The sequence below is a fragment of the Amycolatopsis anabasis genome (assembly GCF_009765355.1).
GTDB lineage: Bacteria > Actinomycetota > Actinomycetes > Mycobacteriales > Pseudonocardiaceae > Amycolatopsis > Amycolatopsis anabasis.
Genome location: NZ_VTHK01000089.1, coordinates 20535 through 31084, shown reverse-complemented (window position 1 = coordinate 31084; position 10550 = coordinate 20535). Strand labels below are relative to the sequence as shown.

Here is a 10550-nt window from a genome sequence, read left to right as displayed (position 1 = left end):
CCGACCTTGACCTCTGACTTGGGTCGAATCTGCGGGCAAATCAAAAACTACTCCGAATCACCGTCTGCACAACCTCGAATATTGCATACTCACATCTTTGCGTGACACTCAAGCGAGTGATCGAATTGCGCAGAAAAGACACCGTGCATCGTGCGAACATCCAGCTGACATGCGGGAACATCGCCCGCAAGGCGATGGAATCCCCGCAAATGGAGTCATTCAGAATTTGCTATTCATCGACAGGTATCGGCCAGGCCAGCATCCCCCTTCTCTATGTTCCGCATAAACAAGCACAGGATTGATTGACACCGTGATGGACTAATCGACTGCTGTTACGCTGGCGCCGTTCCCGGAGCGGACAAACCGAAGCTGCGTCGAACGCCGCCTCACCAGGTTTTCGAGCTCCTCGACAACTCTCAAACTGGCCTTGCCATCACCGTACGGGTTGGTTCCGGGGGCGAGGCGCAGACGCGCGCCGAGCAAGCGATCAGCCTCCGCGATGATCCGCGTAGGATCGGTTCCCACAAGCCATGCGCACCCGGCGTGCACTGCCTCGAGGCGTTCCGTGACATCCCGCGCTACCAGTACGGGAACACCGAATGTTGGGGCCTCCTCCTGAATTCCACCGGAATCCGTTATGACCAGGCTCGCGCACCGCAACACGCGGATGAGGTCGGGATAGTCCAATGGTTCCGTGATGGCGATGCGCGCATGTCCTGCCAGTATCGAGTGAACCTGCTCGGACACCGACGGGTTTGGATGAGCCGGCAGAACAACGAAACAATCCTCGTACCGGTTCACGATCTCTCGCACTGCGGCGAGTACCCGGTCGAGCGGAGCTCCCCAGGATTCACGCCGATGGACGGTGACGAGGAGGATCCTCCCGCCCTTGGCCTTGACTTCTCGTTCGATGTCCACGAGTTGCGCGTTTCTCGGGGGAAGGTCCGCGCATGCGATGTACTGAACGGCATCCACCACCGTATTGCCGGTCACCGAGATCCTCGGTCGTGGTGGCGCTTCCCGGCGCAACGCCTCTGCGGCCACCGGAGTCGGGGCCAAGTGCAGTGAGGCGATGCGTGAAATGAGCTGGCGGTTTCCTTCCTCGGGAAACGGCTTGTCAAGGTCTCCCGTACGCAGACCTGCCTCGAGGTGCGCGACTGGAACATCCCGCCAGAACGCGGCGAGCGCGCCGACCACGGTAGTTGACGTGTCTCCTTGGACGAGAACGGCCTTTGGCCGACGTAGGACAAGCAGATCATCCAGAGCAGGGAGCAATGCCGCGGCCAACTCGGCCTGGCTGCCAGTTCGTCGTTCCATGGGGAACTCGATGTCAGCGGTAAGGCCGAAGGGCTCCAGTGCTTGAGCCACCATCGATTGGTGCTGGCCGCTGTGGACTATCAGGGGCCTGAGATGGGAATGGCCTGCGAGCGCCAGCGCGACTGGCGCTATCTTCACCGCTTCGGGCCTGGTACCGACTAGCAGTACGACCTGGTCGACCACGGAACTGCACCTCCGGAATGTGGCTATTCGGCTAGTTGTGGTCACCAGGTGCCGCGGACGCGCGCTGAGTACGCCGTTGTGCGACGCGGAGGAGGAACACTCCTGCGCCGAGGATGACCATCGCAAAGAAGATCCACCAGGCGTAGTCGACACCGGTTACAGCCAGTCCTTGCGCCGTGCCGGCTCCAACCACTGTCCCGACGCCGGGAAACTTGTACATAACGTGTTCACCCTTCTTCGTCCAAAGGCGAAAATCCTATACCTGCCAGGTAAATCAGAACGATGGCAACACAGGCATCCTGCGCACCACTGTCCACACGAGACCGTATCGGACTGGTGCGGTACCCCCTTCAGACCGAGCACCGATCGGGAACCTGACCATCCCCCTTCCGGTGAACTTGGTTACGAAGCGTGTCAGGTTCGCGTGCCGCTCTCCCTCCCCCGACGACGGGTTTCACCCATTTTCGATCAAGGAAGTCGCTTGTCCGAGTAATACTCTCTGCTCTCGGGAAATAGTCATTCCTCTTCCTCACGCCTACGGAGCTGCTCAGATGGTGATGACACGGTGGGCGTCGTTAGCGCGCTCGAGATACACGACCCACGTGTTGGGTTCATTGCTTCTCGGTGTCGTCTTCGTCGTCGTGACTCAGCTCGCGCGGCTGCAACGGGCAGAGGCCGAGATAGCCGCGCTGGTCCTTGCGTTCGTGATGTTTCCGGACGCACATGTGCCGGTCGGCAGCGACATTGTCGTGTTCAGTCTGACCGACAGTACGACGATGGGCGTCCAGTTCTCCGCGCAGAACGCGGCGGCTCTCCTGTCGCTCCCCCTGCTCCTGGCCACCGTGGCGATCATCTGGTTACGTCCGCACTTCGTGCGCCCAGCTGTGCATTCCCTGATTGCGGCAGTCGGCGTGCTCGTCCTCGAAAACCAAGTCCGGGTGCTGCTTACCTCACTGATCGCGGACAGTGCGCCGCCACACCTTCGATACAACGTTGGCGCCACCATCTTCAGCTCGATGACCACGGTCATCTGCATGGCGATCGCGGTTCTGCTGTTCATCTTCGTCTTTGTCACGACCCGTCGACGTCATCAGATCGAAGCGGGCACCGGAGCGACCGGATGACACTCACCTCATTGGACGCTCTGCTCGGGTTCACCCAGGCGCTGGCCATAGCCATGAGCATGGCCTTCGTCACCTACGTGTTCCTCATCATCGTTCCGTTCGTGCGCAGGTCCCCTGCCCCCACGGGAGTCGTCGTGGAGTGGGACTGGCACCTGATCATTCCGTGTCGCGACGAGGAGTTGGTTATCGGCGGCACGATCGAGTACCTGCGCACCACGTTCCCCATGGCTCATCTGTGGGTGATCGACGACGATTCCGACGACAGCACCGCCCAGGTCGTCGAGGAACTTCGACAGTCCGAGACCGGCCCGGACGATCACGTTCACCTCGTCCGCAGACGACGCCCAGACGCGCGGCTCGGAAAGGGGGAGGCCCTCAACTCCGGTTACCGTGCGATCAAGGCGTGGCTCGGCCAGGATGCCGATCCATCGCGTGTCATCGTGGTGGTCGTCGACGCCGACGGCCGGCCAGCGGCGAACTGTTTCGCCGTCTGCGCCGCGGACCACCTCTTCGGCGATGCCGAGGTCGGTGCGGTGCAGATCGACGTACGAATGTCCAACCGCGGGGTAGCGGAGCGAGGCTCGTCGGGAATCCGCAGATGGCGGGGTGCCCTGTTGGTGCGCATGCAGGATCTGGAGTTTCGCGCGGCGATCGCCGCGATTCAGTACTCGCGGAAGTTCACCGGGACCATATCGATGGGCGGCAACGGACAGTTCACTCGGATGTCCGCACTGGACTCGATCGCGGGCGAGGAAGGGCGTCCGTGGGGTGGATGCCTTCTGGAAGATTTCGAACTGGGCGTGCATCTGCTCACGGCCGGCTGGCGGACGGGCTTCTCCAACGACACCTACGTGGACCAGGAGGCGTTGTACAGCCTTCGCCGCTTCCTGGCTCAGCGCACCCGATGGAGCCAGGGCACCATGCAGTGCTCTCGCTATGCCCGTCGAATCTGGGATTCCGAGCATCTGCGTACCGTCGGCGCCGCCGAAATGATCTACTATCTCGCGCAGCCCTGGATGCAACTGGTGGGCAGTATCGTCTACCCGATCCCCATGGTGATCCTCGCCATTACGACCATCCGAGCTCCGCACGTGACGTGGGACTGGTTCACCGGTGGCGCTTGGATGTTCTTCGCCATCTATGGAACGATCGGACTCCTGCCGTTCGTGATCTGGGGACCGATCTACTGGTTCCACTGCGAACGGAAGGGAAGCGTCCTTCGCGGACTGGGCTGGGGCTTAGCCTACGCCCTCTACATCTACACCTTCTACATCACGTCGTGGCGGGCGCTCGTCAGACTGGTGCGGGGCCGGAACGGATGGGCGAAGACGCGGCGGAACGCCCACCAGAGTCCGGCTGAGACCGCGGCGGTGGAGCACTGATGCGCCGACAACGCGAGACGGCCGGCCTGCCTGCACAGCCCCAGCCCGTCGACCCACCTCATCACTCCCCGCTCCGAGGGAGCATTGTCCGCGAGGTCGCCGAAGCTCTCCTGACGATCGGAGCGGTATTCCTATTCTTCATCGCATATCAAATGGTCGGAAAATCAGCGACGGTCGCCCGCGAACAAGGTCGGCTTGGTTCCGAGCTCGACCGGATATGGCAAGGAGTCCCCGGGGTAGCGCACTCCTCGCAGAACGGCCCGGACAGCTCGAACCTGACTCCGCCGCCTGGAGCGCCGTTCGCCCGCCTGCGCATCCCGTCTTTGAGCGCCAGCTGGACGGTAGTCGAAGGGGTTTCGACCAGCGCGCTGCGCAACAGTCCGGGCCACTACCCGGGCACCGCGTTGCCCGGCGAGATCGGAAACTTCGCGCTGGCCGGCCATCGTTCGGCCGGACTCTTCCTCGACCTGGACAGACTCACCACCGCCAGCACCGTGGAGGTTGAAACGAAGACGTGGTTGTTCACCTATCGTGTCTACCAGCTGGCAGTCGTGAAACCGGATGCCACAAGCGTGATCGATGCCAATCCCGATCAGCCAGGATTGCTGCCTTTCAAACGTGTGCTGACCCTCACCACTTGCCATCCCAGGTGGAGCAACACAAGCCGATTGATCGTCCATGCTTCGCTGGTCGACATGCGAGTGAAGCCGTAGCCGGAAGTCATCATCATGTATCGCGCGTTCTGGAGATCCTTACCACAGCAGCCGATCGTCCGGGCGGCGGTCGTCCTCGCCGTCCTCACTGGTGTCGGTCTTCTCCTGTGGTACGTCGTTTTCCCACTCATCGATGACCTGTTGCCGATCGATCAGGTCACCGTCGGCGGATAGCACCATCACCAACCCCCTACACCTGGTGGCTGCCGTCGCAGAGCCATCCCCTGTTCCGACCAACTGCAACTTGTCACTTCCAACACCGCAGAAAGCTTAGTGTGATGAAGTCATTATCGGATCTCGTCCGGCGAGCCCGCTCGCGCGGATCCACCTGCCTCGCCCGCGCTCGCGAATGGGCTCGGCGCCTGGTGCGCGAATCCGCCCCGACGAGGCGGACTGTCGCCGATCGAGTTCGGAAGTTCTGGTTCGCGCTGCGCCGGGGAACGACACGAGCCACGACCGCAAGCAAGGCTGCGATACTCGCGGTCGGGCCGCGGAGGTGGCGCGTCATCGGTGTCATCACGGCGACCGCCCTCACCGCCGGGGTGTTGAGCCTCACCTGGCAGCCCGACGATACGTGGGCGGGCACCGTCCCTTCAGCGTCCCAGGTGGCAGGGACCTGTCACGTCATCGAGATCGACGCCGAACGGCACAGCTTCAGCGACGTCCGGCCCCCGGTCCCGTGCGATCAACCCCACCAGACCGAGACCGCCGCAGTCGGCGAGCTCCCGAGTGAACTGCGGGACAAGGCTCACCGGATGACTCCCGAGCGGCGACTCATGGTGTTGGAAAAGCTCTGTAAGGAGCCTGTCCGCAACTACGTCGGCGCAGGGCCGCGGGACGAACTCTGGATGGTGACGGTCCTGCTTCGCCTTCCGACAGAGCGTGAGTGGGACGAGGGGGCGCGCCAGTATCGATGCGAGCTGGCGTTGACCGATGTGAAGAACCCGGAAGTCCTGCGCAGCTTGACCGAGTCGCTCCGCGGGATTCTGAAGCAGTCCGCAGGAGCGAAGTTCCGTCGTTGCTGGACTGATCTGGTCACCGAGGTCACCTGCGATCAGCCACACCGCTCCGAGTCGGTGAACTCGATTGCCGCTGTGCCCGCGGATCGGATCGCCGGACCGCCGGCGGGTTTCTCCGCAGTCCAGCGCGACGCGTTTCACGCCTGGGCGGATCCCATTTGCCAGCAGACCGTGTCTGAGTTCCTCGGCCGACCGGTTCACGAAACTCCGTACCGACCTGAGGCGCATCTGTCGAAGGACGGACGAGTCATCGAGTGCTCGGTGGCCTTCCCCGCAGCCCAGCCGATGACCAGCGGGTCGGTCGAGCGAGTCCGGAAGGAGCACAACTGATGAGCGTAACCGTCTCTGACCGGGAGACGACCAAGGTCGAGAGCGCCGAAGGCCACCCCGAACCCCCAGCAGGCCCGATGCGGCGATGGTCGCGGCATCGGCTCGCGCGGCTGCGCGGTGCATGGGCCAGCGCGGCCGCACTGATGGCCAGGCACCGCGGACTGGTCGCGGCCGGCACTGGGCTGGTGTGGGCAACCGTGACGATCGTCAGGATGTTGTGGCCAGTACCGGTCGGGTTGGCGGATGCTGGCGACGGCGAGCGGATAGTGTGCCAGGTCAGCGCAACCCCGCCCACCTCGTCCATGGGATCGTCGACCGGCTATCTCGAGACGTCGTGGCCCGCGCATCGCTATCACGGCGAATCCTGCGGTGTCCCCACCACCGGGGAGCAGTACTGGTCGAGCCAGTTGATCCTGTTGCGCCTCGCGACCTGGTTCGGATCACTCCTCGGCTTCCCCGCGGGGATCGACTTCACGGTGCTGGGGGGTAATCTGCTCCTTGCTGGTCGGCATTGGCGTGGCTTTGTGGGTGCTCGCCTTGCCACCGTCGCTGTGCGCGCCCCAGCGGATTCTCGTGGGCTGCGTAGTCGGCTTGATCATGGTCGACTCGGGGATCGCTCGCTTCTACGCCTCCCCGTACACCGAGACAGCGGCGCTGTTGGGCGTTTTCCTCCTCTGCCCCGCCCTGTTGTGGCTACTGAGCCAGCGGCGGTACACGTGGGGCCCGCTTCTCGCGGTAGCCGGTATCGGAACCTTCACGCTGGTGGCCAAGACGCAGATGATCAGCATGTGGCCCGCGCTCATCGTTGTCTTGCTGCTTCGCCCCAGCCTTCCGGCGCGGTGGCATGCCGGACTCCGCACGCCCCGCTCACGTGGCCCGATCCGCCGGTCTCGACTCATCCACTGGCTGTGGGTGCGGCTGCCCGCACTTGCCCTGGCGTTGATCGTGACGACCGCAGCCTTCGGGACAATGTCCAGCCAGCCGAAGCGCTACTCCGAGATCAACGCTTACAGCCAGATCTTCACCACCATGCTGCCGATGAGCCCAAATCCGCAGAATGATCTGCGATGGTTCGGCCTCGACCCGGCCCTGGCCCGCGGATCCGGCACCAACATCTACTCTTCCAACACCGTGGCGTACGAGCCTGCGTACCAGGACTTCACCGAGGCGGTGACCGAAGGCAAGGTCGCGATGTTCTACCTCTCGCAACCAGGGCGGTTCGTCAAGCTCGTCGACACGGGCATGAAGGGGATGGCCGGATACGGGACCGAAACTTACATGGCCAACTATCCTGCGGAAGCCGGACTGGCCCCGTACGCCAAGGAGAACCGCATAGCCGTAATAACCTGGATGGCGTCGGTCTTCCGAGCGGTTCCGTGGCTGTTCGCGCTGCAGTGGCTACTTGTGTTGCTCGTGTGCGTGACCGTGGCGCGACGCTCACGCCGTGCCCCACGCCGACAGTCGGTGGGCATTCTCGGCCTCGTCCTGCTGGGGGCGCTCACCACGCAGTTCTGGGCCGTCATGATGTCCGAGGGGCAGAACGAAATATTCAAGCACATGGTTGTCGTCGACCAGATGATGTTTCTTACTATCCCGGTTCTACTGACTGCCTGGCTTCAACGAAGGAAATCCCACGTTCTGGTCAATGCTGACGCAGCCGGCAAGTCCTAGCCAAGCAGGGGTCCAAAGCGCGGCTTGCGAAGCATGCCACCGTCTCGGAACTCAGCCGCCGTCTCGCTGGCCAACCTCGACCTGGTCGGGTCGCCCTCCCGCTCTCCGTACACACCAAATCCTGCTGCCGCGTTAGGGAATTCTTGCGTTTGTTTCCCGATGGGCTGCGTATCCGAAAGCTTCCGTTGTGACCAATATGACCCTGGGCCCTGCGTACTCGACCCTCGTCGAGGGACTTGTCGAGAGCGCACAGAGACGTCCCTACGAGGTGACCTTCTTTCCCGCAACCAATGAGGCCATCGACCTGGGCGTACTCGACGAATCATCGGCATTGTGCGCCGCCGGCTTCCTCGACAAACGACTCCAAGCCGGTACTGTCATCGGGTTTCTTGCCTCGAGCAACGTGTCGTTCCTGGTCAGGCTGTTCGGGGCACTTCGCGCAGGTGCCGCGGTGGCCGTCCTTCCCGCACGTCCTGGCCGGCACACGCGCGCGGAGGTGATGCGGCTCGTCGACATCATCAGAACCACGAGAATCCGACATCTCGTCGTCAGCCCCGGATTTGACGAGTTAGCCCGCGAACTCTGCTCCGAGTGTCGAGAGCTTTCCGTCATCTGGATCACCCCGGCATCTGCACGGACTCCGTTGCCACCAATCTATCCCGAGCAGATCGCCTTCGTGCAGTTCACGTCGGGAAGGGCTGGCGCCCACAAGGGGGTGGCACTGAACCACGGCCAGGTCATGAGCAGTATCCACGCTCTGCGGTCAGCCGCAGGCCTGACCGTCAAGGAGGTCATGGCACACTGGCTGCCGGTATATCAGCACATAGGCTTGTTCAGCCTGCTGGGACAAATAGTGGCCGGTGCTTCATCGCACATCTTCGCACCCGAACTTTTCCACTCCAGTCCCGACCGACTCCTGCAGTATTTGGCACGTCGGCGGGTAGCGGTGACGATCGGCCCCGACTCTTCTTATGAGTTTCTCACTGATGCTATGGCATCCGGCCGGGCTGGTTCGCTCGATCTGTCAAGGTGGCGGGTAGCGCTGAACGGCGGGGAGCCAGTCCGACCCGAAACCGTCGAGCGATTCATGGACACCTTCGCCGACTCTGGAGTTTCCAAGGCAGCGATGACCCCGACCTACCAGCTCGCGGAAGCCACCTTGGCGGTGACGTGCAAGCGCCCAGGCACCGCACCCCTCACCCTGAGGATCGACGGAAAGGAGTGGCACGAGAACGGCGCAGTCCACGTCGCCTCCCCCGCCAAGCCGCAGACCGTTTCGTATGTATCCGCCGGCCACCCCGTCGCCGGTATCAACATACGCATCGTCGACGCCGCCGGCTACGTAGTCGGTGAAGGAGCAGTCGGACAGGTGCAACTCAACGGCGGTCCGCTGAGCTCGGGGTACTACCGCGACCTTCCCACCACGATGAACGCCTGGGGCGGCGGCTGGTTTCGCACCGACGACCGCGGGTTTCTCTGGAACGGACAGCTTTTCGTCACTACCTGCCACGGCCGGAGCACCTTGTTCAACCAGGAACTTCGCTCCGCAGGTCAGTAGTCGGTCGCGTGTCGCGATGAGGACGCTGCAGTTCTGTACCGAGCCCGAGTTAGCGCTCACGACTCAACGCTCACCGCGCCACAACTCACCCACCCGAACAGGGCATCGACCTGGCCCTGACCTAGTCCGATGGCGTGTTGACAAGGGATTCTGGTTCTGCCCCTGGCTATCCACAAGGTCACCTACGAGTCCGTGCCCGTGCTTTGCGTGCGCCAACACGGCCCGGGGCTGCTCCGCTCGAGTGGGCCACTGATGCCAGGCGCCTAGGAGGTTTGAAGTAGTGACTACCTATCGAGGCCACAATGGCCGCCTACCGCGGTGGTCAGGCGTATGGATAGGAATCTTGTCCGGGTGCGTCGTGATGACTGGAGTCTTTGTTGTGCTTGCCCTCGTATCCAACGCAGCCTGGGCATGGACGATGGCGGCGCTCAATGTGGGAGTTGCGACCTGGATCGTGCGAGACAGCTCGCCCCGTCGTGTCCGCAAGGGTTCGTTTCAGTGGGCGACTCAGCCTCGGATATTCCTGCGCCCGCTGCGCGTGTGTCCGGCAGCTCTAAAGAAGACAGCGTCGACGCCTCATGCTGACCGGGATGACGCGTCCGTGCTGTCTGAGTAGCGTCATCCGACCGTCCACCTGCCACTCATGGCATTATCGGCCACTCACCTCTTCCGAGAGTGACCTTGTCGACAAATATGGGCAATTCGCAAGCGATTCGTTCAGCCACCTCGCTCGTCGACGACGCTCCGAGATTCTCGGCGACTTGCTCGAGGATACCCAAGGGAACCGCATGGAGTATTTCGTCGCGAGTGATTCGCTGGTTGTCGTAGTGACTTATCCAGGAGTATATCCGGCCGTCTAACCCTGCCCTGCACAGAATCAGCAAGGCCGTACAGAGAGCTGCGTCCTTCGCGCCCAGTGAACGAAGTAACGCCCGCACGGCTCGAAACTCAGCCAAGCCATCTTGGCCAACGTCGTGCTCGATCGATGGTTCACTCATGAGCCAGAACGGTTTCACTGACCACCCGTGCCCGATGGACAGTCGACTCGTAAAGATCCATGATCTGGGTTCCCAGACGGTTGTGCAGGTACCATCCCGACCTCCCGCCGGAAAGACCGTCTCCGTGATACCTGAGGACCCACCAGGAGTCGTGGTCGTTGTCCAACGGAGGAGGGAGGTACCACCAGTCTCCAAGCCGGGCGTCGCGCACCCATCTGCGCTGACGATCGTGAACTTGGCAGAAGGCAACCCAGC

The 10550-nt window shown here is 62.6% G+C and carries 9 protein-coding genes and 1 pseudogene; 7 read left to right on the top strand and 3 right to left on the bottom strand.

Annotated elements, in window-relative coordinates; genetic code table 11:
• Positions 1-116: 116 nt before the first annotated feature.
• On the top strand, positions 117-302 hold the full coding sequence (locus FXO23_RS47660) for a hypothetical protein (protein WP_158895328.1): 186 nt from the start codon (positions 117-119) through the stop codon (positions 300-302).
• A gap of 16 nt (positions 303-318) precedes the next feature.
• Here the strand turns inward: FXO23_RS47660 and wecB are convergent, their stop codons facing one another.
• Complete coding sequence (gene wecB / locus FXO23_RS47655; protein ID WP_158895326.1) at positions 319-1500, bottom strand: non-hydrolyzing UDP-N-acetylglucosamine 2-epimerase; 1182 nt, start codon at positions 1498-1500, stop codon at positions 319-321.
• 602 nt (positions 1501-2102) lie between these two features.
• Between wecB and FXO23_RS47650 the strand changes: the two genes are divergently transcribed.
• The 3 genes from FXO23_RS47650 to FXO23_RS47640 are packed head-to-tail and all read left to right on the top strand — an operon-like array spanning position 2103 to position 4719.
• A complete protein-coding gene (locus tag FXO23_RS47650) occupies positions 2103-2624 on the top strand; it encodes a hypothetical protein (protein ID WP_158895324.1) in 522 nt (173 codons plus the stop codon).
• On the top strand, positions 2621-4006 hold the full coding sequence (locus FXO23_RS47645) for an XrtP-associated glycosyltransferase (protein WP_179957076.1): 1386 nt from the start codon (positions 2621-2623) through the stop codon (positions 4004-4006). The genes FXO23_RS47650 and FXO23_RS47645 overlap by 4 nt, the downstream gene beginning before the upstream one ends.
• Positions 4006-4719 (top strand): class E sortase, encoded by a 714-nt coding sequence (locus tag FXO23_RS47640; protein ID WP_158895322.1) that lies wholly within the window; start codon positions 4006-4008, stop codon positions 4717-4719. Before FXO23_RS47645 ends, FXO23_RS47640 begins: the two co-directional genes overlap by 1 nt.
• Positions 4720-4758: 39 nt before the next feature.
• Here FXO23_RS47640 and FXO23_RS47635 read toward each other — a convergent pair whose 3' ends face one another.
• Positions 4759-4899 carry a hypothetical protein gene (locus FXO23_RS47635; protein WP_158895319.1) on the bottom strand — a complete coding sequence of 47 codons (141 nt, stop codon included), beginning with the start codon at positions 4897-4899 and terminating at the stop codon, positions 4759-4761.
• A gap of 185 nt (positions 4900-5084) precedes the next feature.
• Between FXO23_RS47635 and FXO23_RS47630 the strand changes: the two genes are divergently transcribed.
• The 3 genes and pseudogenes from FXO23_RS47630 (at position 5085) to FXO23_RS47620 (ending at position 9297) form a co-directional block, all read left to right on the top strand.
• Complete coding sequence (locus FXO23_RS47630; protein ID WP_158895318.1) at positions 5085-6068, top strand: septum formation family protein; 984 nt, start codon at positions 5085-5087, stop codon at positions 6066-6068.
• 486 nt (positions 6069-6554) lie between these two features.
• A pseudogene (gene wsfD, locus FXO23_RS47625) lies at positions 6555-7739 on the top strand (glycan biosynthesis hexose transferase WsfD); the annotation flags it as partial.
• Positions 7740-7935: 196 nt separating this feature from the next.
• Positions 7936-9297 (top strand): AMP-binding protein, encoded by a 1362-nt coding sequence (locus FXO23_RS47620; RefSeq protein ID WP_246258542.1) that lies wholly within the window; start codon positions 7936-7938, stop codon positions 9295-9297.
• A 641-nt stretch (positions 9298-9938) separates the two neighbouring features.
• Here the strand turns inward: FXO23_RS47620 and FXO23_RS52880 are convergent.
• Entirely contained in the window at positions 9939-10295 is a 357-nt protein-coding gene (locus FXO23_RS52880; RefSeq protein WP_425484980.1) for a YidB family protein, read from the bottom strand.
• Positions 10296-10550 lie beyond the last annotated feature (255 nt).

Bases quoted from the DNA above. Each gene is read 5' to 3' on its own strand.
- FXO23_RS47645 (WP_179957076.1), top strand. From the start codon at position 2,621: ATGACACTCACCTCATTGGACGCTCTGCTCGGGTTCACCCAGGCGCTG.
- FXO23_RS47640 (WP_158895322.1), top strand. From the start codon at position 4,006: ATGCGCCGACAACGCGAGACGGCCGGCCTGCCTGCACAGCCCCAGCCC.
- FXO23_RS47635 (WP_158895319.1), bottom strand. From the start codon at position 4,899: ATGGTGCTATCCGCCGACGGTGACCTGATCGATCGGCAACAGGTCATC.
- FXO23_RS47620 (WP_246258542.1), top strand. From the start codon at position 7,936: ATGACCCTGGGCCCTGCGTACTCGACCCTCGTCGAGGGACTTGTCGAG.
- FXO23_RS52880 (WP_425484980.1), bottom strand. From the start codon at position 10,295: ATGAGTGAACCATCGATCGAGCACGACGTTGGCCAAGATGGCTTGGCT.